The organism is Sphingomonas lacusdianchii (assembly GCF_022664395.1).
GTDB lineage: Bacteria > Pseudomonadota > Alphaproteobacteria > Sphingomonadales > Sphingomonadaceae > Sphingomonas > Sphingomonas lacusdianchii.
Genome location: NZ_JAKRET010000004.1, coordinates 233,692 through 257,579 on the forward strand (window position 1 = coordinate 233,692; position 23,888 = coordinate 257,579).

Consider the following 23,888-nt stretch of genomic DNA (forward strand, 5'->3'; position numbering starts at 1 on the left):
CGTCTACCGGGTCGGCGCACGGATGTCGTTCTGACGATGCCGAACCTGTCACCACCATGCGAGGAAAGGGCGCGATGAAGAGGAGATACGCCTTTCTGCCGGCCGCGATCGGCTGGAGCACGGCCGCCGCCGCCCTTGCCGGCGCTGCGCCGCCAGCCCAGCGGCCGGCAATATCCGAATACGACCGGCACGTCGCCGTCGCAAAAGCGGCCGCGACCGGGGTCGCCGCGCGCCTGATCGGTCTGTGCGCGCTGCCGACCGGTGGCGAGCGCCGTCCGCCGGCGTTCGGTCGGGAGCGTCAGCTGATCGCGCCGCAGCGGGTCTTCGATCAGCTCTACTATGTCGGCCTCGCGAACCTGTCGGCCTGGGTCATCGATACCGGGGACGGGCTGGTCCTGATCGACGCGCTGAACAATGCCGGTGAAGCGAACGAGGTGATCGTCACCGGCATGCAGCGGCTCGGGCTGGACCCGGCGAAGCTGCGCTACATCATCGTTTCGCACGGCCATGGCGACCATTATGGCGGCGCGGCGACCCTCGCCACCCGCTTCGGCGCCCGGGTGATCGCCAGCGACGTGGACTGGAAGCTGATGGCGTCGCCTGCGAGGATGAACAATCCGGCATGGAGCCCGCCGCCGGCAAGGGACATGACGGTCACCGACGGGCAGACGCTGCGCGTCGGGCGTACGGCGATCACCTTCTACGTGACGCCCGGCCATACCCCCGGGACGCTATCGCTGATCTTCGGCGTGAATCAGGGCGCGAAACGGCATGTGGCGGCGTTTTGGGGCGGAACGGCGTTCAACTTCGCGCCGACAGCCGCGAATTTCGCGACCTATGCCGCCTCCGCCAAGCGCTTCGGCCGGATCGCCGAGCAGGCCGGGGCGGACGTAATCCTGTCCAATCATCCGACCTACGACAACACTGTGGCCAATCTGGCGATCCTGCGCGACGGAAAGCCGGCGGACGCCAACCCCTATGTGGTCGGCCGTCAGGCTACCGGAAACTTCTTTACGGTCGCCAGCGAATGCGCCCAAGCCCGTCAAACCGCCACACAAGGCAACGAACCATGAATTGCGGCATCGGACGGAGCGACTGAACCGCACCGCACCCGATCAGCACGCGCGGCACGATCCAGACGGAAGCGCCGGTACCCCAAACTTGCGGATGCCTTCGATCGTGGTACGCATCGCCGGTGTCGCCTGAGGTGCGCGGACGGGCAGGGGGAAGCGATGGTCGGGTTGATGCGGTTGGTGGTGGTCGGGGCGATGGCGTCCGGCTGGGCAGTGGCGGGAAGCACGGTGGGCCATGCCGCGCAGGCGCCGGCCGCGCCCGCTGCGCAGCAGGCGGATTGGGTGGCGGCCAGCAACCGCAATACCGCTTTGGTCCTTGCGGCACAGGCGAAATTTGATCCCGAGGATGCGTCGGGCAACGGTCTGTCGGCCTATGACGGACAGGCGACCGATCTGGCGCCCCGGCGCGACGAGCGGCGTACCGAGGCGCTGAACGCGGTGATCGCCGAACTGAAGCGACGCCGCGAGAGCGAGCGCGACCCGCGGATCCGGCAGGATCTCGACATCCTGATCCAGTCGGTTGCCGATGATATCGAAAGCATGCGGCTCCGCCAGAAATACATGCTGAACTGGATCGACGCGCCGCAGGCGATGTTCGGCGGGTTGAAGGTGCTGCTCGACGATCAGGTGGCACCGCAAAGGCGGGCGCGGGCGGTCGAGCTGTTGCGGCGCTATGTCGGCGACTGGCCCGGCACCACGCCGCTGACCGACCTCGCCCGTGCCCGGTTCGAGGAACTGCGCAAACCGGGGCTACTCGGACCCAACAAGGTGTCGGTCGACAACGCCATCGCCAATGCCGCCACCTATGCCAACGGCATCCGCAAGCTGTTCGCGAAATACAAGGTCGCCGGTGCCGGTCCCGCGCTCGAGAAGCTCGATGCGCAGATCGCCGCCTATACCGACTGGACCAGGACCGTCATCTTGCCGCTGGCCCGCACCGACCATCGGCTGCCGCCGGAAATGTACGCCTTCCGGCTCCGCCAGTTCGGCATCGACATCGATTCCCGCCAGCTGATCGCGCAGGCGCAGGTCGAATTCGCCGAGACCCGCGCGACGATGGCCGCGCTTGTGCCGCGCGTCGCCGCCGAAAAGGGGCTGACGCCGGGCAGCTATGTCGACGTCATCCGCCAGTTGAAGCGCGACCCCATCGCCGACGACCGGATCGAGGCGAGCTATGCCGAGGTCAACCGCCGGATCGAGGCCGCCATCCGTCGCGAACGCATCGTGACCCTGCCCGAGCGGCCGATGAAGATGCGGCTGGCGAGCGTGGCGGAATCGGCGGCGTCGCCCGCCCCGCACATGGAACCGCCGCCGCTGCTGAACAACAAGGGCGAATATGGCACGTTCGTGCTGCCGGTCGGCGTTCCGGGCACCGGACCCGAACTGCGCTACGACGATTTCAACTTCCCCGCCGCGCAATGGTCGGTCAGCGCGCATGAGGGGCGCCCGGGGCATGAACTGCAATTCTCGGCGATGCTCGAAGGCGGCGTGTCGCAGGCGCGCATCCTCTATGCCTTCAACAGCGTGAACGTCGAAGGATGGGCGCTATATGCCGAGGCGGAGGCGCTGCCCTATCACCCGATCGAGGGGCAGTTGATGGCCTATCAGGCGCGACTGCTGCGCGCGGCGCGGGCGTTTCTCGACCCGATGCTGAACCTCGGCCTGCTGCCGGTCGAGGATGCGCGCCGCATCCTGATCGAGCAGGTCGCGGTGTCGCCAGCGATGGCGAAGCAGGAGATCGAGCGCTACACTTCGCGCGCGCCGGGGCAGGCGGGCAGTTATTTCTACGGCTATACCCGCCTGCTGCGCATCCGGATCGAGGCGGAACTGGCATTGGGTCCGAAGTTCGACCGGATGGCGTTCAACGACTTCCTGCTGGCGCAAGGGCTGCTGCCCCCCGACCTGCTCGAAAAGGCGGTAATGACCGAGTTCGTGCCGCAACAACAGCGTTCGCGCGAACGATAGACGCTGGATCATCCGCCAACGTCCCCCATCTTGCCGGGTATGGACGACGATATCGATCAGCAGGGGCCGATCCTGCCGCGGGCGCGCAAGGTCGTGAGCGGCTTTGCCGAGGTAGGGCTGAGCGGCGCCGAGGAACTGTTGCGCCGCATGTCGCCGGAAGGGCGCGAACAGGCGCGCCGCGACCGGGCGGCACGGGCGCGTCGGCAACGCCGGCTGGCATTGCGTCTGGCGATGGCCAGCGCCGGTGCGCTGCTGGTCTGGGCAGTCCTCGCCGCCATCGGCGCGCCGGGCGTGGCGCTGGCGGTGGCGATGGCGGCACTGATCGTCGCGGCGACGCTGATCGTCGTGCGCGCCGATCCCCGCGCACCGGGACGCGAGGCGCTGGTCCAGGCGGCACTGCCCGATCTGGTCGAGGAAGCCGATATCTGGCTGGCGGGGTATCAGCGCGGCCTGCCGCCGCCCGCGCGGCAACTGGCGACCGACATCCGCCAGCGCCTCGACGGGCTCCGTCCGCTGGTCGGGCGGCTCGATCCGCGCAGTCCGGCGGCGGGGGCGATCCACAAGCTGATCGCGGTCGAACTGCCCGACCTGATCGACGGCTGGCGCGACGTGCCGTCCGCATCGCGCCGGACGATGCTGCCCGACGGACGGACTCCCGACGATCATCTGGTTAACGGGCTGCACCTGATCGATGCCGAACTGACGCGCCTGCGCGGCGCGGCCGGCGATGGGGCGCTGGACGCGATCGCGGTGCAGAGCCGCTATCTGGAACTGAAATATGGTGGTGACGGCCTGTCGCCCTGACCGCAGCGGCCGGTTCGATCGGTCGGTCGCGCGCGCAAAGCCCTTGCGCCCGGGAGTCGCGACGTGGATGGTGCCCCGCAACGAAAGCGATCGGAGTCGAAGCGAATGGACGTGAACGCCCATGGGGAAGACACCGCCGCTCTGCGTGCCGAGGTACATTTCCTCGCGGCGCTGGTCGACGAATTGATGCGCAAGATGCTGACGGCCGGCACCCTGTCGCAGGTCGAAATGAACGAGATCGAGGCGGCGGTCGCGCGGCGGGTAGGGGGCCTGCCGCGCGCATGGTGACGATCGGCCGTCAGGCGGGTTGCGCCGGTACCTGACCCGCCACGCCAGCGCCGACGAACCGGGCGACTGGCATTGGAGCCGCCACCGCCTCGCCGATCAGCAGCAGCGCGGGATCGCTGTCGCTGATCGCCTCGACCAGAAAGGCGAGAGCGGACAGCCGCCCGCGAATGATGCGTTCGGTCGGCAGCGACACGTTGACCGCGACCATCACCGGCGTGTCGGCGGCGCGGCCGGCGGCGATCAGTTCGCGCGCGACCTCATGCGCGGCGGCGCGGCCCATATAGACGGCCAGCGTCGCGTCGGCCGCGGCGAGCGTCCGCCAATCGAGGTTGAGCGCTTCGCCCGCCCGGGCATGTGCGGTGACGAAGGTCAACTTGCGCGCCAGCCCGCGCAGCGTCAGCGACACCCCGCCCGATGCCGCCGCCGCGCTGGCGGCGGTGATGCCGGGACAGATGCGGGTGGCGACGCCGTGCGCCGCCAGATGCTCGATCTCTTCGGTCGACCGGCCGAAGATCGACGCGTCGCCGCCCTTCAGCCGCACCACGCGCTTGCCGGCCAGCGCCGCATCGGCGAGCAGGTCGTTGATCGACCGTTGCTCTTTCGAATGACGGCCCGATCGCTTGCCGACCGGTACCCGTTCGGCTTGGGGCCCGATCAGGTCGAGTACGCCGGGGCCGACAAGCGCGTCGTAGAAGACGATATCGGCGGCGGCGATCAGGCGTTCGGCCTTGCGGGTCAGCAGGTCGGGATCGCCGGGACCGGCCCCGACCAGCCAGACCATGCCGGGCGTGAAGTCATGCGGCATGGGTCGTTCCTTTTGTGGCGAGGAGTTTGGCAAGCGCCGGGCGGCACGATCCGCAGTTCGTGCCGGCGCCGATCGCTTTCCCGATCGCGGCGACGTCGGTCAGCCGTTGGTCGGCGATCGTGGTCAGGATGGTGTTGAGGCCGATGTCGAAACAGGCGCAGACGATCGGTCCGCGATCGACCTGCACCCCCGGCGCGCGACCGGCGAGCAGGGTCGGGGCGGCGCTCGCTTCGGCCAGTTGCGCGACCAGCCAGTCGCGCGGCGGCAGCGACCCGTCGCGCGTGACGAACAGCGCGGCGGCGAGCCGACCGTCGCGCAGGATCGCGATGCGGCGCGTCCCGCGTGCGGCATCGATCGCCTCGATCCGCTCGCCACGCGGCAGCAGCGCGTCGAGCCTCGCGGCATCCCCGTTCCCGGCCAGATCCCAGACGGTGCCGCACGGGACCGCCACCCGCGTCGCCCACAGACAGTCGGGCCGCGGGGTTTCGTCGCGGACGATCAGGAAGCCGCGCCAGTCGCTCGCCACCGCCGCGATCCGCGCCGGCGTCGCCTTGAACCCCGGCTGCCCCGACACCGGATCGGTCAACGGGCGGGGCAGGCGGCCCGAACGGCCGCCGGTCGCATTGCGGTCGGTCCAGTGGATCGGCACGAACAATTCGCCCGGCCGCTGGGTCGGCGTGACCTGCACCCGGTACAGGCTGTCGCCCTGCGGCGTCGCGACACGGGCGAGGCCGCCATCGGCGAGCCCGAGCCGGGTCGCGTCGCCCGGATGGACCTCGACCAGCGGTTCCTCGCGGTGGCGGGCCAGCTTGGGGCTGAGACCCGTGCGGGTCATCGTGTGCCACTGATCGCGATAGCGCCCGGTGTTGAGCGTCATCGGCCATGCGTCGAGCGTACCGGCCACCGGCTTCTGCGCGACCGCGACCATGCGGGCGCGGCCATCGGCGGTCGAGAAACGGCCATCGGCGAACGGCGTCTCGTCCCAGCGGAACGGCTGCATCGCGTCATACTCGGCATTGCCGCGCGCGGTATGGCCGGGCAGCGCGAAGCGGCGCGCCCCGTCATTCTGATAGGTCGACAGCCGGCAATGCTCGCGCCAGATATCGGCCGGCCGGTCATAGGCGAAGGCGCTGCGCCAGCCCATGCGCTGCGCGACCTGCGATATGATCCACCAGTCGGGCTTCGCCTCGCCGGGCAGGGGCAGGAAGGCGCGCTGGCGGCTGACGACGCGTTCCGAATTGGTGACCGTGCCGTCCTTTTCCCCCCATGCGGCGGCGGGCAGGCGAACATGCGCGTAAGCCGAGGTGTCGGTGTCGGCGATGACGTCGGACACGACGACGAACGGACATTCGGCGAGCGCGGCGCGGACGCGGTCGGCATCGGGCATCGACACGGCGGGGTTGGTCGCCATGATCCATACCGCCTTGACCCGGCCTTCGCCGACGGCGCGGAACAGGTCGACCGCCTTCAGCCCCGGTGCGGACGCCATGGTCGGTGCGGCCCAGAAACGGCCGACCCGTGCCACGTCGTCGGGCGCGAACCCCATATGCGCGGCGAGCGTGGTGGCAAGGCCGCCGACCTCGCGCCCGCCCATCGCATTGGGCTGGCCAGTGATCGAAAAGGGCGCGGCGCCAGGCTTGCCGATGCGGCCGGTGGCGAGGTGGACGTTGACGATCGCATTGACCTGATCGGTGCCGGTCAGCGACTGGTTGATGCCTTGGCTGAACATCGTGACGGTGCGCGGCGTGGCGGCGAACAGCTCGTAGAAGCGGCGCAGATCGGCGGCGGGCAGGTCGCAGGTCTTCGCGACCGACCACAGGTCATAGCCGTCGGCGAGATGGTCCCAGAAGCCATCGGGCACCGCGACATGCGCGTCGATATACGCTTCGTCCAGCGCACCGGCGTCGCGGCACCATGCCAGCAGCCCGTTCATCAGCGCGACGTCGGTACCGGGCTTTACGGGCAGATGCAGGTCGGCTTCGTCGGCGGTCTCGGTGCGGCGCGGGTCGATCACGACCAGCTTCGCCCCGGCGTCGCAGCGGGCGCGGATGCGCTGATAGACGATCGGATGGCACCATGCGGTGTTCGACCCGACCAGCACGATCAGGTCGGCGGCGTCGAGGTCGCTGTAATTGGCGGGCACGACATCCTCGCCGAACGCGCGCAGATGCCCCGCGACCGCGCTCGACATGCACAGGCGCGAATTGGTGTCGATGTTCGCCGATCCGATGAACCCCTTCATCAGCTTGTTGGCGACATAATAGTCCTCGGTCAGCAACTGGCCGGAGACGTAGAAGGCGACGCTGTCGGGACCGTGCTGGGCGATGGTGTCGCGGAAGCGTTTGGCGACGAGGTCGAGCGCCTTGACCCACGTCGCCTGCTTGCGGCCGATCATGGGGTGGAGCAGGCGGCCGTCGAGGCCGATCGTCTCGCCGAGATGCGTGCCCTTGGAACAAAGCCGGCCGCCATTGGCGGGGTGGTCGGGGTCGCCGGCGATGGTCGCGGTGCGCGGGCCGGTCGGGGTGGCGACGATACCGCAGCCGACCCCGCAATAGGCGCAGGTGGTTTTGACTGCCATCAAATCCTCCCCGGTACGGGGAGGGGGACCACCGCGAAGCGGTGGTGGAGGGGGGTGTCAGCGAACGCAACCGTTGTGGAGCAGGACACCCCCCTCCACCATGCTGCGCATGGTCCCCCTCCCCGCGGAGCGGGGAGGATTTCCCGGTTCACGCCGCCACCTTCAGCGCGGTGGCGCGACAGATCAGGACCCGCCCGGCATCGATCTTCACCGGCACCGTCGGCGTGCAACCCTTGTCCTCACCCAGCGCTTCGCCGGTCGCGAGCGCGATCCGCCAGTTGTGCAAGGGACAGGCGACCGCGCCGCCATGGACGATACCCTGGCTCAGCCGCCCGCCCTTGTGCGGGCAGCGATCGGCCAGCGCGAACACCGCGCCCTCGCCGGTGCGGAATACGGCGATGTCGTCGCCGCCGGTGACCTGCACGGTACGGCTGCCACGCAACGGGATTTCATCGACCCAGCCGATGTCGAGCCATTCGCCGGTCATGCCAGCACCTCCTGCTTCGGGGTGAAAGTCGCCATCGGCGCGTGCTGTTCACGGTCGGCCCCCGCGACCCGTGCCGCCCACGGATCGTCCTGCATGAAGCGCTGCGAGAACAGGAAGCGTTCGGCCAGCGCATCGCGACCTGCCGCATCGTCGACGATCCGCGCGCGGACATAGTCGACGCCGACGCGTTCGATCCACGGTGCGGTCCGCTCGAGATAGCGCGCTTCCTCGCGGTACAACTGGATGAAGGCGGCGCAGTAGTGCATCGCCTCTTCCTCGGTCGCGACCTTGCAGAGGAAATCGGTTGCGCGGACCTTGATCCCGCCATTGCCGCCGACCGACAGTTCGTATCCGCTGTCGACACAGACGACGCCGAAGTCCTTGATCGTCGCCTCGGCACAATTGCGCGGGCAGCCCGATACCGCGATCTTGAACTTGTGCGGCATCCATGACCCCCACGTCATGCGTTCGACCTTGACGCCCAGCCCGGTCGAATCCTGCGTGCCGAAGCGGCACCATTCGGAACCGACACAGGTCTTCACCGTGCGGAGCGACTTGCCATAGGCGTGGCCGCTGACCATGCCGGCGGCGTTCAGATCGGCCCAGACGGCGGGCAGGTCCTCGCGCTTGATGCCGAAGATGTCGAGCCGCTGGCCGCCGGTGACCTTGACCATCGGCGCGTCGTACTTCTCGACGACATCGGCGATCGCGCGCAACTCGCGGGGGTTGGTCAGGCCGCCCCACATGCGTGGCACGACCGAATAGGTGCCGTCCTTCTGGATGTTGGCGTGGAGGCGTTCGTTGACGAAGCGGCTCTGCTGATCGTCCTTGTAGATGCCGGGCAGCGCGCAGAGCAGATAATAGTTGAGCGCGGGGCGGCACGACGAACAGCCATCGGGCGTCGACCAGTGCAGCTTCTGCATCACCTCGGGGATCGACCGCATGTCCTGCGCGACGATCTCGCGCCGGACATCGTCATGGCCGAAGCTGGTGCATTTGCACATCGTCTTCGGCCCCGCCTCGACCTCGTCACCCAGCCGCAGCGCCAGCAGCGTCTCGACGATGCCGGTGCACGATCCGCAGCTCGCCGACGCCTTGCAGCCCGACCGGACGGCGTCGAGGCTGTGCGCCCCGCCGTCGATGCACGCGAATACCTTGCCCTTGGTCACGCCGTTGCAGCCGCAAATCTCCGCATCGTCGGAGAGCGCCGCAACGGCCGACTTAGGGTCCGCCTGCGCCCCTCCCGAGGCGAAGGCCTGTCCGAAGATCAGCAGGTCGCGAATGTCGGCGACGTTCTCGCCCTTCTTGAGCAGGTCGAAATACCAGTTGCCGTCGGCGGTATCGCCGTACAGCACCGCGCCGACGATGCGGTCGTCCTTGACCACGACGCGCTTGTAGATGCCGCGGCTGGCGTCGCGCAGAACGATGTCCTCCGCGCCGTCGCCGCCCGAGAAATCACCGGCGGAGAACACGTCCAGCCCGGCGACCTTAAGCTTGGTCGAGGTGACCGACCCGCGATAGCCGCTATGCGCGTCGGTCAGGCCATCGGCCAGCGCGCGGCACATGTCCCACAGCGGCGCGACGAGACCATAGACGTTGCCGTCATGCTCGACGCATTCGCCGACGGCGAGGATGGCGGGGTCGGACGTGACCATATGGTCGTCGACCTGGATGCCCCGTCCGACCGCAAGGCCGGCTTCACGCGCCAATGCCACCGACGGGCGGATGCCGACCGCCATCACCACCAGCGACGCGGGGATCAGCGTGCCGTCCTTCAGCCGCACGCCCTCGACCGCGTCGCTGCCGACGATCTCGGCGGTATCGGCGCCAATCAGGATCGTCTGGCCACGTGCCTCCAGCGCGGATTTGAGCAGCCAGCCCGCCGCTTCGTCCAACTGCCGTTCCATCAGCGTCGGCATGATGTGCAGCACGGTGACCTTCATCCCGCGCAGCGACAGGCCGTGCGCCGCCTCCAGCCCGAGCAGGCCGCCACCGATCACCACCGCATCGCCACCGCGTTCGGCGGCAGCCAGCATATGGTCGACATCCTTCATGTCGCGGAAGCCGATCACGCCCGGCAGGTCCTTGCCCGGCACCGGGATGATGAACGGATCGGACCCGGTTGCGATCAGCAGCCGGTCATAGCCGGTGACCCGGCCCGACCGCGCGGTGACGGTCCTGGCCGCGCGGTCGATGGCGACGACCGGATCGCCGGACACCAGTTCGATCGCGTTCTGCGCGTACCAGTCGGCGTCGTTGATGACGATCTGCTCGAACGTCTTCTCCCCGGCAAGCACCGGCGACAGCATGATCCGGTTGTAGTTCACATGCGGTTCGGCGCCGAAGATGGTGACCCGGTACCGGTGCGGATCGCGCGCCAGCAATTCCTCGACCGCGCGGCACCCGGCCATGCCGTTGCCGATCACGACCAGATGGTCGCGGGTGTCGACGCCGGGGGTGAGAGGTTCGTGTTTCATGACTGAGTTCCGTCGTAGGAAGAGGGGGTCAGATCCGGACGCCGTCGGCGGCGGTCCATTCGCGGCGCCACCGGCCCTTGACGATGGTCAGCGCGGTGAAGGCGATCAGCGCGAGCGTGGCGAAGATCAGGAACCCGCTCTGGAAGCTGCCGGTCAGTTGTTTGGCGATGCCGAGCGAGGAGGCGAGGTAGAAGCCGCCAATGCCGCCGGCCATGCCGACCAGCCCGGTCATGACCCCGATTTCCGCCGCGAAACGCTGCGGCACCAACTGGAACACCGCGCCGTTCCCGGTGCCCAGCGCCAGCATGGCGAGGACGAACAGCGCAAGGGCCAGTTCGACGCTGTTCGCCTGTCCGACCCCGGCCAGCGCGGCGGCGGCGACGACGAACACTGCCGACAGCGCCTTCACGCCACCGATCTTGTCGGCCAGCGCGCCGCCCATCGGCCGCACCAGCGATCCGGCGAACACGCAGGCGGCGGTGCAGTAACCGGCGGTGATGGTCGTCAGCCCGAACCGGTCGGTGAAGTAGATCGGTAGCGACGCGGCCAACCCGACGAACCCGCCGAAGGTGACGGCATAGAAGCCCATCAGCCACCACGCGTCGCCCTGCTTGAGCGGCAGGAAATATTCGGTCAGCTTGCGGGCGGGCGGGGCGTTCGGCGCGTCCTTCGCCATCACCATATAGGCGAAGAACACCAGCGTCAGCGGGATGCAGGCGAGGCCCAGCACCGCGTTCCAGCCGAACAGCTTGGCGAGCGTCGGCGCGAACAGCGCGGCCAGCACCGTGCCGGAATTGCCCATGCCGGCAAGGCCCATCGCCTTGCCCTGATGCTCGGGCGGATACCAGCGGCTGGCAAGCGGCAATGCGATCGCGAAGCTGGCTCCGGCGAACCCCAGAATGACGCCCAGCGCCAGCGTGCCGGCAAAGCTGTTCACCCCCAGCGCCCATGCGCAGAACAGCCCGGCGATGACGATGATCTGACTGATCGCGCCGGCCCGCTTCGGTCCGATGCGGTCGACCAGCAGGCCGTTGACCACGCGCAGCAGCGCGCCGGCCAGCGTCGGCACCGCGACCATCAGCCCCTTTTGCGCCGGGGTGAGCATCAGCGTCTTGGCGATATCGGGCGCAAGCGGCCCGAGCAGCACCCACACCATGAAGGCGAGGTCGAAATACAGGAATGCCGCGATCAGCGTCGGCGTATGGCCGCTCGACCAGAAGCTGTCCGGTTTGGCGGCGGCGGTATCGTCTTTCCAATAGGCGGTAGCCATGGCAGTTCCCCGAATGCGATGGACAAAGAAAAAGCCGCCCCGACGCGGCCCTGTTCGGGCGCATCGGAGCGGCTTCGTTGCCGTGTGGCGATCATCGATCGCCCGACGCTATCGGTCCCGCCGTTGGAACCGCATCGCGCTTATCTCGTGCCCGACGCCATTGCCGGACCAGCGCAAGATGACTGATTCGCGACGACTGCGCAAGATGGTTTCGCAGTGCAGCACGATTTGCGACGAATGGAGTTTTTACTCGGTTCGTCGCACTTCAATCGATTGGGTAAAACCCCTTACGTGTAACCTTCGCCAACTTCCGCCCGCCGCAGCGCCGACGATCCGGAGCGTCAGGGCAGGGCACGCAAATATCCCGCGATATCGTCGGGATCGAACGATCGCCCATCGAAGAACGGATCGCTGCCCAACATCAGGCGACCTTGCGTCGACCCTGCCGCCACCGTTCCGCCGATCGCACCCTCCAGCTTCGAACTGGCGCCAGGCAGCGGCGCGCCCGATCCGGCCAATGCCGCGCGGTAGATGTCGGGGCGGAATACGCCCTGCGCCGTCTGCGCTTCCTGCGGCGAAAAGGGCGTGCCGTCCCACCGTACCATTTGCGAATACAGCCATGCCGCCTGGCTGCGCCACGGGAAGTTGGCAGCCTCGCGATACTGGAACATGAAATCGGGGACGTGCAGCGGTTCGGTGTCCGGCACCACGCGCACCCGGTCGCCGATCGCGCGCGCGATCGGATCGATCGGCGCGTCGAGATATTCGGGACGGGCGAGGATCGCCGCGCTGGCGTCGCGCGTCGCCGGATCGACGAAATGCGCGGCGGCGGCGTGAAGTGCCCGGATCAGGCGTTCGACCACCTCGCGCCGGTCGCCGAGCATCTCTTCGCGCAGTGCCAGCACTTTCTCGACCCCGCGACGCCAGATCTGCGCGGTGACGAGCGCGATCCGCCCGACGCCGCGATCCACCGCGACGCTGTTCCACGGTTCGCCGACGCAGATGCCGTCGACCTCGCCCGCCGCCAGCGCGTCGGCGGCGAAGGTCGGGCTGGTCGTCACGATCTCGACATCATGGTCCGGCCGGATGCCGACGGCGGCGAGCCAGTACCGGAGTTTATAATTGTGGCTGGAATAACGATGTACAACGCCGAAGCGCAGCCGCCGTCCGGTGGCCGCCCGCGCATCGGCCACCGCCTTCAATCGTGCGCCCAGCGTCACCGGATCGCCGAGGCCATCGTCGTCGAGCACCTGCCGCGCCAGCGGCAGCGCCAGCGTGATCGCATTGCCGTTCAGCCCCAGCACGAACGGCACCGACAGCGGCACCGCCGGTCGCCCCCAACCCAGCGTCGTCGCGATGGCGAGGGGGGCAACCATGTGCGCGGCATCGGTATGGCCGTAGAGCAGGCGATCGCGCACCGTCGCCCACGTCATGTCGCGGACCAGTTCGATCTCCAGCCCCTCGGCCTCGGCAAAACCCTGTTCGCGGGCGAGGATGGGCAGGGCGGCATCGACCAGCGGCACGAAACCGATGCGGACCTTGTCGAGTGCCATTACATGCCTCCCATCAATGCGTCGCTGGTCAGGATCGCATCGGCGATCTCGGCGATCCGCCGGTTCGACCGCATCGCCTGCGCGCGCAGCAGCGCATAGGCGGCGGGTTCGTCGATCCCGCGCCGTTTCATCAGGATCGCCTTCGCCTTGTCGATCGTCGTGCGGTCGGCCAGCGCGCTCTTCGCCTCGACCAGTTCGGCCTGCAGCCGCGCGAACGCCTGAAACCGGCGGATGGCGAGGTCGAGGACCGGTTTGATCCGCTGCTTGGCGAGGCCGTCGACGATATAGGCGGATACGCCGGCATCGACGGCGGCGGCGGTCGATTCGGCGTCGCTCTGGTCGACGAACATCGCGATCGGGCGGGCCAGCGCGCGCGACACGGCGAAGAACTCCTCCAGCTCGTCGCGGCTGGGATTTTCCAGATTGATGAGAAGGACTTCGGGCGCGGCCGCCTCGACATCGGCGACCAGCCGGCGCGTGCCGTCGATGACGACGATATCGTCCAGCCCCGCTTCGCGCAGCCCCTCCGAAATGATTGCGGCGCGCGTGGTGCTGGTGTCGATGATCGCGATGCGCATGATCCCGCTACCCCCGAAGCTGACGCGCGGGCTGTGCCTCGCAGGCGGCGGGCGCGTCAAGCTATAGCGCGGTGTAGCGGAAGTCGCGGAAGCGCGCGGTGCCCTGTCCCGCCGAGTAGAGGCCGGGGCGCAGCATCAGGAACCCGCCGCGGACATTGTGGTGATAGCCCGACACCTCCATGCCGCGATCGAAGCGCTGCCACGTCCGCCCGTCATCCCCGCTGGTGTGATAGGAAACGATGTGCCGGTCGTTGGTGACCCGCATCCGCATCCGTCGCCCATGACGGTTGGCGGGACGCCCGCGTTCGATGCCATATTGATGGGTAACGAAGCGCCGTTCGTCGAAGCCGAGGCCGCAATAGAGCTTGTCGTCATAGAACAGGATCAGCCCCGCCGTCCCGCCCGGCGCAATCTCGATATCGCATTCGAAGCGATAGCCGGTATCGCCCGCGATCAGCAGCAGCGGCGCACCGTCCGACGGCGCGTTGCCCTTGGCATCGAGCAGCAGCGCGCCGTTACGCACGCGGACCCGATCACGATCATCGGGGGCGGGGCGGAAAAAATTCCACTTCGTGCCGAGCGCCAGCGTCGAGAAATCGTCCGACAGCTTCTGGCCGTGGCGCAGCGCCTGTCCACCCTTCGGCTTGGGCGTGGGCTGCGAAAGATCGCCACCGGTCATGCGGAACCAGCCATCGGGCGTCCATTCGATCGGGTCGAGCAGCGTCTGTCGCCCGAGCGTCCAGAAACCATTCTCATAGCCGTGATAGACCGACCACCAACTGCCGTCCGGTCCCTCGACCAGCGTCGCATGGCCGCGCGACCACCATTTTTCGTTCAACGAAGTGGTGCGGACGATCGGGTTGCCGGGATGATGCTCCCACGGTCCATGGATCGACCTCGATCGGGCGGCGATCACCATATGCCCGGTCGGCGGCCCCGCCGTGCCGCCGACAGCGGTGACCAGATAAAAATAGTCGCCGTGGCGCATGACCTTCGGCCCTTCCGGGCTGAACCCCTCGACATCCCAGTCGTCAGGATAGCGCCACGGGTCATAGACATGCTCGACTGTGCCGACGGTGCGAAGCCCGTCGTCGGACAGGCGGATGCGGTCGCCGCCCGACAGGAACAGCCAGCGTGAGCCATCCTCGCCAACCGCATGGCCCGGATCGATATGATCGGGCAGCTTCAAGTCGATCGGGTCGGACCAAGGCCCGTCGATATGATCGGCCCAGATCACCCAGCTGGTCGTCGGGTTCTTGGTCGGCACATACAGGTAATAACGGCCCTTGTGCTTGGTCAGTTCGGGCGCCCACACCGCGCCGATATTCGTCGTGAGCGCGGCGGTGCGCGGTGTCCAGTTCACCAGGTCGCGCGAATGCCAGATGACCAGCCCCGGATAGGAATCGAAGGTCGAGAAGGTCATGTAATAATCGCGACCATCCTTCAGGATCGTCGGATCGGGATGCTCGCCCGCCATCAACGGGTTGAGAAAGCGCCCATCGCCCAGATCGGCGATACGCTGATTGTCATGGCCGCGCCGATAGGGCGGGGCCGGGGCGGGCGCCGCCCCGCTCGCGGCGGGCAGCGCGGCGATCGCGCCGCCCAGCGCCGCGCCCGCCATCACCCCCCGCCGCGAAAGGCCGCTCACATCTTCACCCGCGCGCCGACCAGCAGCGTGCGCCCGAAATGGTTGTTCTCGTAATTGCGGCGCGCATCGACGTCGACGATGCGGCGGCGATAGGCATCGGTCAGGTTCGTCCCCTCCAGCGACAGTTCGAGGAAATCGGTCAGCTTGTAGCGGATCGACGCATCGACATTGGCGATCGAATCATAGCCTTCGAAGATATTGCCGGTCCCCGATCCGCCATCGACATAGGGACCGCGATAGGCGACCGAGGTGCGGGCACTGAACCGGTCGTCTTCATAATAAAGCGTCGCATTGAACTGGCGCTTCGACACATTGTACAGTGTCTCGGTGCGGGTAACGGTCGGCAGTGCGCCGCCGGGCGTCGTCGCCGGACCCTGTTGCGTATAATCGGCTTCGGACCGGACGAAGGTCGCGTTCACGATCCCGCCGAAGTTGCGCAGCACGCCGGGCAGGAAGCGGAACGGCGCCTGCAACGCGATTTCGATCCCGTCGAGCGATGCGCCCTGCCCGTTGCCGGTGGTCGAGATCGTCCAGATATCCTGCGACTGGAGCGCGGGGTTGAGCGCGGCGGGAGACGACGACACCAGCACCGACGGCGACAGTCCGGTTTCGGTGAAGGTGCCGCTGCGCGCGACCGCGACCGGGAAACTCGCCACGTCCTTGCGGAACAGCGCGACCGAGAAGGCCGATTGTGGGGCGAAATACCATTCGGCGGCCAGATCGTAATTGGTCGCGCGGAACGGGTCGAGGAACGGATTGCCGGTCGTGACCCGGAAGTTGAAACCGTCGGCCGATCCGCCCGGCGTGAGATTGCCGAGCGACGGGCGGGTGATGACCTTCGCGATCGCACCGCGCACGATGATGTCGCTGGTCGGATACAGCGCGACGTTCATCGAGGGGAGCCAATCCTCGTAATCGCGCTGCACCGTCACGTTGACGCCGCTGTTGATGCCATAGGACGACTGATCGGTGCGGACGTAGCGGATGCCGGCGTTAGCCGCGTATTCGAGGCCGAACACGGTGCCTTTGGCATCGAATTGCAGGTAACCGCCCTTGGTCTCCTCGACCACGCCACGATTATTGCCGACGTCGAGCGCGAGCGGGCGGTCGTACAGGCCGGTAAAGTCGGTCACCGCATCGAAATTGGGGATCAGCCATTGCAGCGAGGTGCCCGACGGCGCGTTCGATCCCTTCAGCGTGAACAGTTCCGACAGCGCGCTGGTCGCCTGGAACCCATAGACGGCAGTCGGGCCGAAGGCGGTGCTAGCCGAACAGGTGATGGTGCCAAGCACCAGATCGCGCCCGCCATTGCCGCACACCGCCGTGTCGCGGGTGAAGGCGGTGATGTCATAGTCGTAGCGCCGCCACATGCCGCCGGCACGGACCTGGAACCCCTCGGCCACGTCCCATTCGGTGCGTAGCTGTGCGGTCTTGAACTGGTTCACCACGTCCGATGGCCGGTCACGGATTTCGGCGAGCTGAAAATTGGCGGGATCGGTGACGCTGGTACCGAATGCCAGCAGCGGCAAATTCTTGTTGCTGTAATCGTAGCGATAGCCCTGCGCATCGCGATCGTCGAACACCAACGTCGTTTCGACAGGCACGCTGGCATCCGATTTGGAAACACCGCCGAGGAGGGTGAAGCGGAACTTGTCGCTGACGTCCTGATCCCAGGTACCGCCGATCTGGTAGAATTCGGTCTGCGACTGGCGGAAATAATGTTCGGTGCGGACCCACGCATCGTTCAGCGTCGCCGACACCATGTTGTTATTGTCGTCATAGGTCGGGTTGAGTACGTCGATCTGCCGCTCGTTCGAGCGCAGCAGCACTTCGCCCCATTTTTCGCGGCGGTCGGCACGGAAGCGCGAGTAGAGACCGTCGATCGACACCTTGGTCGCATCGGTCGGCGACCATTGCACGCTGCCGGTCAGGCCCAGCCGTTCGCGGCTATGCTCGACCTCACCATAGCGCGGGATGCGCGGGTGGAAGGACAGGGCGGCGCGGTCGCAGGCGGCGCTGGCGATATAGGTGCCGCCCCGGTTCGGTGCGGTCCAGCAGGCGGTGCCGTCGACCGAATCGAAGCGCGCTTGCGCCCAACGGACGGTGTTGTTGCCGATCTCCTTGGTACGTGTGTCCTGATAGGCGGCGGAGATCGACGCGCCGAGCGTGCCGTCGGGCGATTTCCACCCGATCAGCCCGGCGAAGCGCGGACCGACCGTTTTCGACAGGTCGTTATAGTTGGCGACCGCCGATGCAGCGACGGTCAGACCGGTCTTGCCCGCCAATGGATTGCCCGTGTTCAGGTCGACGACCGCGCCCAGCGACCCTTCGTCCAGATCGGCCGACGCGGTCTTGTGCACGACGATCGAGCTGAACAGTTCGGATGCGAACACGTTGAAATCGAACGACCGGTCGCGATTGGCCGAGGCACCGTCGCTCGACGTCGTCACCGTTTCCAGCCCGTTGACGCGGACGCGGGTGAATTGCGCGCCAAGACCGCGGACGGTGATCGCGCGGCCTTCGCCGCCATCCCGCTGGATAGCGATGCCGGGAATGCGTTGCAGCGATTCCGCAAGGTTCTGGTCGGGGAATTTGGCGATATCCTCGGCAACGATCGCGTCGACCGCGCCGACCGACTGGCGCTTCACGTTCAGCGCGGCGTTGAGCGACGCGCGAAACCCGGTGACGACGATCTCGGCTTCGGCATCCTCGGCAGCGGTCGGTGCCGGATCGGTGCCCGTAGGGGCGGCATCCTGCGCATGCGCGGTGCCGGTCAGCGTGACCAGCGACGTTGCGGCCAGCAGCGCGCGGACGATGTGACGGCGGTGATGAAACTGCATTGCAAACCCTCTCCCTGTCGTGATGACACCGGGCGCAATCTGCTTGTGCCTGATCTCATCATCTGGTCGGCGAGGCGGAGAATTGGCTCCGCACCGCCGTCGAACCTACCCTGCGGCACCTTTTGAGCCCCAAGATTCCGGTTTTGCCGTTTTCGGCTTGAGAAACCGGTGTCAACGCGACATTGTGCCGTCACGACGAAGCTGTCAAGAAGCGCGCGGAGAGGAAAATTCATGAACCGACTGACCTGCCTGGCCCTGGGCGGCCTGCTGTCGATCGCGGGCGTCGTGCTGCCGGCATCGGCGCAGACCGCCCCGGCATCGACCACCGCGACCGCCTTTCCCGGCGCACAGGGCTGGGCCGCGGTGACGCCCGGCGGGCGCGGCGGGCGTATCCTGCGCGTGACGACGCTGGCGGCCGACGGGCCCGGATCGCTCAAGGCCGCACTGGAGGCAAAGGGGCCGCGCATCGTCGTGTTCGAGGTCGGCGGAGTGATCGATCTCGGTCGTTCGACGCTGACCATCACCGAACCGTTTCTGACCATCGCCGGGCAGACCGCGCCGTCGCCCGGCATCACGCTGATCCGCGGCGGCATCGATATCCGCGCACATGACGTGATCGTCCGGCACCTGCGCGTGCGGCCGGGGCTGGACGGACAGCCCAAGCGATCGGGGTGGGAGGTCGATGCGATGAACACCGTGTCGGCGCACAATGTCATCGTCGATCACTGCACGATGACCTGGGCGCTCGACGAAAACCTGTCCGCCTCGGGTCCGCGCTTCGATGGCGCGACGCCTGACGACTGGCGACGCGGCACCAGCCACGACATCACCTTCAGCTACAATCTGCTGGCTGAGGGGCTGGCCGATGCCAGCCATCCCAAGGGCGAACATAGCAAGGGGTCGCTGATCCACGACAATGCGACGGGAATCCTGATCTGGCGGAACGTCTATGCGCATAATGTCGAGCGCAGCCCGTTGCTGAAGGGCGGGGTGCAGGCGGCGGTCGTCAACAACCTGATCTACGACCCGGCCAAGCGCGCGGTGCATTACAACCTCATGGCGCTCGAATGGGCGGGGCATGAATATCAGGAGGGCAAGCTGTCGGCGGTCGGCAACGTCATGCGCGGCGGGCCGTCGACCGATGCCGGGCTGCCGTTCCTGATGCTCGGCGGCGATGGCGACCTGCGCTATCACGGGCGGGACAATGTCGCGGTCGACCAGCATGGCAATCCGCTGCCGATGTTCGGGCGCTATGGGGTGACCCGCGCCAGGCTAATCGAGGCGAAGACGCCGCCGGTCTGGCCGACCGGCCTGCCGGTATTGCCGACGCAGGATGTCGAGACGCATGTGCTGGCCAATGCCGGGGCGCGGCCATGGGACCGCGATGCCGACGATATCCGCGTGCTGTTTTTCGTGGCCGAGGGGCGCGGAAAGGTCATCGACGACGAACGCGAAGTAAGTGAATATCCGCATCCGGTGCCGACCACGGCGCCTTTTGTCGAAGCAGAATGGGATCTTACCACGATGGAGCCGAAATCGGGACGCTATCCGGGACAAAAGGGGCCGATCCAGGAATCGCTGTCGGCGCGCGACCGGGCGATGCGGCAATGATCCGCCGGGTCGTCGTCGCCGTAGTGGCGCTGCTGTGTGCGGTGCCGGCGGTCGCAGCGCCGCGCGTGCTGCTCTTCCACCGCGCGACCGGGTTCGTGCATGATTCGATCCCGACCGCCGTCGCCGCGATCGACCGGCTGGCGCGCGAACGCGGGCTGGAGCCGGTGGCGAGCGACGATCCGGCGGTGTTCGACCAGCCGATGGACTATGCCGCGATCGTGCTGGTGTCGACGACCACCGATCCCAAGCGGGCCGAGACCGAATGGTTCGTCGGGCCCAGGCGCGATGCCCTGCAACGCTATGTCGAGGGCGGCGGCGGGGTGGTCGCGATCCATGCCGCGGCGGACTCGCACTATAACTGGCCATGGTATGCGAAGATGATCGGCGGCCGCTTCGCCCAGCATCCGCCGGGCGTGCCGGAGGCGGAGGTGACGCGGTCGGCCGAGCGGCATCCGGCGATCGACACGCTGCCTGACAAGTTTCGTATCCCTGACGAATGGTACGGCTTTCGCGACCTGTCGACCGATCTCGATTCGCTGCTGACCTTCGATCCGCAGTCGATCGGGGCGAGCGACGTGAACCCCAAGCCGCTGGCATGGGCACACCGTGTCGGGCAGGGGCGCGTCTTCTATACCGGGCTTGGCCATCGCAAGGAGAATTGGGCCGATCCCCGCCTGTTGGCGCATGTCGGCGGAGCGCTCGACTGGGCGGCGGGACGGGCCAAGGCGCCGGCGATGGTCGTGATCGACGAAGCGTCGACGCGAGTGGCGGAAGCGCCACCGCATGGGAAGATCGGTTCGGGCACGGCGTGGCGCATCACCGACCGGGTGCCGGGCCGGACGATGGAATTCCGCCGCCGGACGCTCGACAAGGGCGCGGCGATCGGTCTGCACCGGATCGGCCATGACGAGGTCTATCAGGTCGTGGCCGGCGAGGGCGAGGTGACCAGCGATGGCGTCACTCGGCGCGTCGGCGCGGGGACGACGGTGTATCTGTACAGCGGCGCGACCGTCGGGATCGCGCAGCGGGGGGCGAAGCCGTTGGCGCTGGTCGTCGCCTATCCGCTGACCGCACCGGTGCGTTAGGTCCCGGGCTGGATATAGGGGAAGCGGGCGAACAGGTCGCGTTCCCAGCCGCGCGGGTTGTCGACCACGCGGTTGACGGTGTCGAACAGCATCGTCTGGCGGCGGGGCAGGGTGTAGCGCGGCCAGTTTCCGCCGGGATTGCCGTGCCTTGCCAGCGAGACGAAGGCGGCCTGCATCCGCTGCGACACGGCGCGGGCGGTGGGGCCGGTGCCGCAGACCGCGCCGGGGGCGTCGAGCGTGCCGAAGACCAGCGGAATGTCGTCGGTATGCGCGGCGCCGCCGCCGGGGCGGAGCGGCGAACTATAGTCGAGCTGATAGACCCAGGCCGGAACGTCGGCGGCGGCGCGTTGTTCCGCCTCGATCAACTGGCCACGCCAGCTGCGGGCGGCAGTGGTGGCGGCGTAGAACAGGTCGGTCGGGGATAGGGTCGGGAAGCGCTGGCGATACTGGGCGACGACCCATTCGGGATGAGCGTCGATCCGCAGTTGCGGGGCCATGCGCGCGGCCAGATTGTCCCAGTTCAGCCCGCGCAGCACCGGTCCGTCGAGCGGGACGAAGGCGCGGGTTTCGTCGCGGGTATTGCCCAGAATCAGCGGGATATCGCGGCCTTGCGGGTGGGCGTCGGGCCAGAAGGGATGGCGATCGAGCGACCGCATGTCGAGGACCGGACCCATATAGACGCCGCCGCCGAGGATCGGGTCTTCGGCGTCGAGCGCGTCGATCAGCCGGGCGACGGGGAGGGTGGCGGCTTCGGCCGGAGTCGCTTTCAGGCGGGTCAGGAAGGCCTCTGCGCGGCGGGTGGCGTTTAGGGGGCCGGAGGCGGTGACCTGTTGGCCGCTCATCGTCGCGGCGGCGTGGAACAGCCCGCGGGCGGCGGGCATGGCCATGAGGGTCGCGATCTTCGCGCCGCCGCCCGATTGGCCGAACAGCATGATGCGGTTCGGGTCGCCGCCGAAGTTGACGATGTTGCCACGTATCCATGCCAGTGCGAGCAATTGATCGCGTTGTCCGACATTACCGCTGTCGGGAAAACGCGGGTCGAGCCGGGCGAGATAGAGATAGCCAAGCGCGTTCAGCCGGTGGTTGACGGTCACCACCACGACGTCGCCCGACGCGGCCAGATGATGGCCGAACACCTGGGGTTCGACGACCGTGCCGTTCGAATAGGCGCCGCCATGGAGATAGACCATGACCGGGCGGTTCGCGCCCGCGCGTGCCTCCGGCGTCCAGACGTTGAGGAACAGGCAGTCCTCGTCCTGATCGCCGATGTTGGCACGTTGCGGGCAGGAGGGGCCGAATTCGGTCGCGGCCTGTGTCTCGCGCGATGGGGCGGGTGCGGCAACCGGTTGAAAACGCTGGCGGCTGGGGTCGGTGCCGTAGCGGATGCCGCGAAAGACGTGGATGCCAGCTTCGGTGCTGCCGCGCCAGCGGCCGGCGGGGGCGGTGACGACGGGGTCGGCGGGTGCGGCGCGCACGGGGCGGGCCAGCGCGAGGGCGGCGGCACCGGCGATCATGTCGCGCCGGGTGGTGGATGGGGTCATGGGGCCTCTCCCTTGCGTCCGAAGCCGGTCTTTGCCGGTGGTGGCGTCGGGCCGCGCTCCTGCGGAGAAAGGCCCCAGCCTGCGCTGGGGCGACGGACTACGGCTACCGATACAAGTTAATGGTAATCGGTGTCATCGGCGCCTGCAAGTCATGCCTGTGGTTTGGCGACCGAGGCCCGGCGGATCAGGGTCGAGACGAACATCGTCGGTTCGGACGGTTCGGCGTCGTCCTCTTCATCCTCGCCGATGAGTTTCAGCGCGGCGGCACGGGCCATGGTGGCGATCGGCCAGCGGACGGTGGTGAGTGGCGGCCAGAGGTGCGAGGCGATGGAGGTGTCGTCGAAGCCGACGATCGACAGATGCTCGGGTACGTCCAGCCCGCGCTGCCGAGCGATGTGCAGCGCACCCGCCGCCATTTCATCGTTGGAGGAAAAGATCGCGGTCGGGCGCGGCGACAGGTCGAGCAGCCGTTCGGCGGCGCGCATCCCCGATTCGAACTGGTAATTGCCCTGCGCGATCCATGTCCGCTGTACGCCGAGACCGGCGGCCTCCATCGCCTCCTCATAGCCCTGTTGACGTTCGAAGGCCGAGCGGAAGCCGTGCGGGCCGGCGATCATGCAGATACGGCGATGCCCCGCGGCGAGCAGATGGTCGATCGCGCCGCGTACCGCCTCGCGATCGTTCGACGACACCATATGCGCGGGATCGTCGAACGTCGCCGAGCCCATGCGGACATAGCGACAGCCGATCTGCGTGCAGAGATCGGCGAGCAGATCGTTTTCGGAAATGGGCGGCAACAGCATGACGCCATAGGGGCGCTGGCGTTCGAGAAAGCGGCGGATTTCGTCGCGCATGTCGGGCGCGCCGCGATCGACCGGATGGACCAGCAATTCGAATTCGGTATCGCGCAGCACCTCCAGCAAGCCCTGCTGCACGCGCAACACCATCTGCGCATTGGGATTGTCGTGGATCAGCGCGATCAGGAAGTTGCGGCGCAGCGCCAGCGCGCGTGCCTGCGGATTGGGGATATAGCCGAGGTCGGCGATGACCGCCTGTACCTTTTCGCGGGTGTCGCTGTTCAGCAACGGCGACTGGTTGATGACGCGGCTGACCGTCTTTTTCGAGACGCCGGCAAGTCGGGCGACGTCGTTGATCGTCGGTTGGCCGCTTTTCTTCATGGGGCAGCGATAGCTTGGGTCGTGGCGTCCGCCAATGTCCCGCACGGTCGATTTTGTACCCTTGTGACTGACACCGGTTTCCGTTACCCGTTATGAAGTAACGAGAG

The 23,888-nt window shown here is 67.5% G+C and carries 17 protein-coding genes; 6 read left to right on the forward strand and 11 right to left on the reverse strand.

All coding sequences use genetic code 11. From position 1 onward, the window contains the following. Positions 1–74 precede the first annotated feature (74 nt). The 4 genes from MF607_RS07805 to MF607_RS07820 all read left to right on the forward strand — a co-directional run bounded on the left by MF607_RS07805 (position 75) and on the right by MF607_RS07820 (position 4,130). Positions 75–1,073 (forward strand): MBL fold metallo-hydrolase, encoded by a 999-nt coding sequence (locus tag MF607_RS07805; protein WP_242117131.1) that lies wholly within the window; start codon positions 75–77, stop codon positions 1,071–1,073. A gap of 159 nt (positions 1,074–1,232) precedes the next feature. Beyond that, positions 1,233–3,038, forward strand: a complete 1,806-nt coding sequence (locus tag MF607_RS07810; RefSeq protein ID WP_242117133.1) for a DUF885 domain-containing protein — start codon at positions 1,233–1,235, stop codon at positions 3,036–3,038. Between the two features lie 39 nt (positions 3,039–3,077). Then, positions 3,078–3,842, forward strand: a complete 765-nt coding sequence (locus MF607_RS07815) for a DUF1842 domain-containing protein (protein WP_242117135.1) — start codon at positions 3,078–3,080, stop codon at positions 3,840–3,842. A 105-nt stretch (positions 3,843–3,947) separates the two neighbouring features. Then, positions 3,948–4,130: a hypothetical protein gene (locus MF607_RS07820; protein ID WP_242117136.1), complete on the forward strand. Its 183-nt coding sequence runs from the start codon at positions 3,948–3,950 to the stop codon at positions 4,128–4,130. Positions 4,131–4,140: 10 nt separating this feature from the next. On the opposite strand, the gene cobA is transcribed toward MF607_RS07820, so the two are convergent. The 9 genes from cobA to MF607_RS07865 form a co-directional block, all read right to left on the reverse strand. Then, entirely contained in the window at positions 4,141–4,935 is a 795-nt protein-coding gene (gene cobA, locus MF607_RS07825; RefSeq protein WP_242117137.1) for a uroporphyrinogen-III C-methyltransferase, read from the reverse strand. Beyond that, positions 4,925–7,513 carry a nitrate reductase gene (locus MF607_RS07830; RefSeq protein ID WP_242117138.1) on the reverse strand — a complete coding sequence of 863 codons (2,589 nt, stop codon included), beginning with the start codon at positions 7,511–7,513 and terminating at the stop codon, positions 4,925–4,927. Before MF607_RS07830 ends, cobA begins: the two co-directional genes overlap by 11 nt. 148 nt (positions 7,514–7,661) lie before the next feature. After that, positions 7,662–8,000, reverse strand: coding sequence for a nitrite reductase small subunit NirD (nirD, locus tag MF607_RS07835; RefSeq protein WP_242117139.1), 339 nt, complete (start codon positions 7,998–8,000; stop codon positions 7,662–7,664). After that, on the reverse strand, positions 7,997–10,477 hold the full coding sequence (gene nirB / locus MF607_RS07840; RefSeq protein ID WP_242117141.1) for a nitrite reductase large subunit NirB: 2,481 nt from the start codon (positions 10,475–10,477) through the stop codon (positions 7,997–7,999). The genes nirD and nirB overlap by 4 nt, the downstream gene beginning before the upstream one ends. A gap of 28 nt (positions 10,478–10,505) precedes the next feature. Then, positions 10,506–11,747 (reverse strand): nitrate/nitrite transporter, encoded by a 1,242-nt coding sequence (locus MF607_RS07845; protein ID WP_242117143.1) that lies wholly within the window; start codon positions 11,745–11,747, stop codon positions 10,506–10,508. Positions 11,748–12,088: 341 nt separating this feature from the next. Further along, positions 12,089–13,300: a CmpA/NrtA family ABC transporter substrate-binding protein gene (locus MF607_RS07850; protein ID WP_242117146.1), complete on the reverse strand. Its 1,212-nt coding sequence runs from the start codon at positions 13,298–13,300 to the stop codon at positions 12,089–12,091. Next, positions 13,300–13,878 carry an ANTAR domain-containing response regulator gene (locus tag MF607_RS07855; protein WP_242117148.1) on the reverse strand — a complete coding sequence of 193 codons (579 nt, stop codon included), beginning with the start codon at positions 13,876–13,878 and terminating at the stop codon, positions 13,300–13,302. The genes MF607_RS07850 and MF607_RS07855 overlap by 1 nt, the downstream gene beginning before the upstream one ends. 61 nt (positions 13,879–13,939) lie before the next feature. Then, positions 13,940–15,499, reverse strand: coding sequence for a family 43 glycosylhydrolase (locus MF607_RS07860; protein ID WP_242117263.1), 1,560 nt, complete (start codon positions 15,497–15,499; stop codon positions 13,940–13,942). 23 nt (positions 15,500–15,522) lie between these two features. Then, positions 15,523–18,366: a TonB-dependent receptor gene (locus MF607_RS07865; protein WP_242117150.1), complete on the reverse strand. Its 2,844-nt coding sequence runs from the start codon at positions 18,364–18,366 to the stop codon at positions 15,523–15,525. 231 nt (positions 18,367–18,597) lie between these two features. Here MF607_RS07865 and MF607_RS07870 point away from each other — a divergent pair, with 231 nt between their 5' ends. Further along, the gene (locus MF607_RS07870) at positions 18,598–19,977 is read left to right on the forward strand and encodes a pectate lyase family protein (protein ID WP_242117151.1); all 1,380 of its coding nucleotides are present in this window, start codon (positions 18,598–18,600) and stop codon (positions 19,975–19,977) included. After that, positions 19,974–21,062 carry a ThuA domain-containing protein gene (locus MF607_RS22905; RefSeq protein WP_347340868.1) on the forward strand — a complete coding sequence of 363 codons (1,089 nt, stop codon included), beginning with the start codon at positions 19,974–19,976 and terminating at the stop codon, positions 21,060–21,062. The genes MF607_RS07870 and MF607_RS22905 overlap by 4 nt, the downstream gene beginning before the upstream one ends. Here the strand turns inward: MF607_RS22905 and MF607_RS07885 are convergent. Further along, positions 21,059–22,603, reverse strand: a complete 1,545-nt coding sequence (locus tag MF607_RS07885; protein ID WP_242117152.1) for a carboxylesterase/lipase family protein — start codon at positions 22,601–22,603, stop codon at positions 21,059–21,061. The two genes, MF607_RS22905 and MF607_RS07885, sit on opposite strands and share 4 nt — an antisense overlap. Before the next feature lie 149 nt (positions 22,604–22,752). Continuing rightward, positions 22,753–23,781, reverse strand: coding sequence for a LacI family DNA-binding transcriptional regulator (locus MF607_RS07890; RefSeq protein WP_242117153.1), 1,029 nt, complete (start codon positions 23,779–23,781; stop codon positions 22,753–22,755). Between the last annotated feature and the right edge of the window lie 107 nt (positions 23,782–23,888).

Bases quoted from the DNA above. Each gene is read 5' to 3' on its own strand.
- MF607_RS07805 (WP_242117131.1), top strand. From the start codon at position 75: ATGAAGAGGAGATACGCCTTTCTGCCGGCCGCGATCGGCTGGAGCACG.
- MF607_RS07810 (WP_242117133.1), top strand. From the start codon at position 1,233: ATGGTCGGGTTGATGCGGTTGGTGGTGGTCGGGGCGATGGCGTCCGGC.
- MF607_RS07815 (WP_242117135.1), top strand. From the start codon at position 3,078: ATGGACGACGATATCGATCAGCAGGGGCCGATCCTGCCGCGGGCGCGC.
- MF607_RS07820 (WP_242117136.1), top strand. From the start codon at position 3,948: ATGGACGTGAACGCCCATGGGGAAGACACCGCCGCTCTGCGTGCCGAG.
- cobA (WP_242117137.1), bottom strand. From the start codon at position 4,935: ATGCCGCATGACTTCACGCCCGGCATGGTCTGGCTGGTCGGGGCCGGT.
- MF607_RS07830 (WP_242117138.1), bottom strand. From the start codon at position 7,513: ATGGCAGTCAAAACCACCTGCGCCTATTGCGGGGTCGGCTGCGGTATC.
- nirD (WP_242117139.1), bottom strand. From the start codon at position 8,000: ATGACCGGCGAATGGCTCGACATCGGCTGGGTCGATGAAATCCCGTTG.
- nirB (WP_242117141.1), bottom strand. From the start codon at position 10,477: ATGAAACACGAACCTCTCACCCCCGGCGTCGACACCCGCGACCATCTG.
- MF607_RS07845 (WP_242117143.1), bottom strand. From the start codon at position 11,747: ATGGCTACCGCCTATTGGAAAGACGATACCGCCGCCGCCAAACCGGAC.
- MF607_RS07850 (WP_242117146.1), bottom strand. From the start codon at position 13,300: ATGGCACTCGACAAGGTCCGCATCGGTTTCGTGCCGCTGGTCGATGCC.
- MF607_RS07855 (WP_242117148.1), bottom strand. From the start codon at position 13,878: ATGCGCATCGCGATCATCGACACCAGCACCACGCGCGCCGCAATCATT.
- MF607_RS07860 (WP_242117263.1), bottom strand. From the start codon at position 15,499: ATGGCGGGCGCGGCGCTGGGCGGCGCGATCGCCGCGCTGCCCGCCGCG.
- MF607_RS07865 (WP_242117150.1), bottom strand. From the start codon at position 18,366: ATGCAGTTTCATCACCGCCGTCACATCGTCCGCGCGCTGCTGGCCGCA.
- MF607_RS07870 (WP_242117151.1), top strand. From the start codon at position 18,598: ATGAACCGACTGACCTGCCTGGCCCTGGGCGGCCTGCTGTCGATCGCG.
- MF607_RS22905 (WP_347340868.1), top strand. From the start codon at position 19,974: ATGATCCGCCGGGTCGTCGTCGCCGTAGTGGCGCTGCTGTGTGCGGTG.
- MF607_RS07885 (WP_242117152.1), bottom strand. From the start codon at position 22,603: ATGACCCCATCCACCACCCGGCGCGACATGATCGCCGGTGCCGCCGCC.
- MF607_RS07890 (WP_242117153.1), bottom strand. From the start codon at position 23,781: ATGAAGAAAAGCGGCCAACCGACGATCAACGACGTCGCCCGACTTGCC.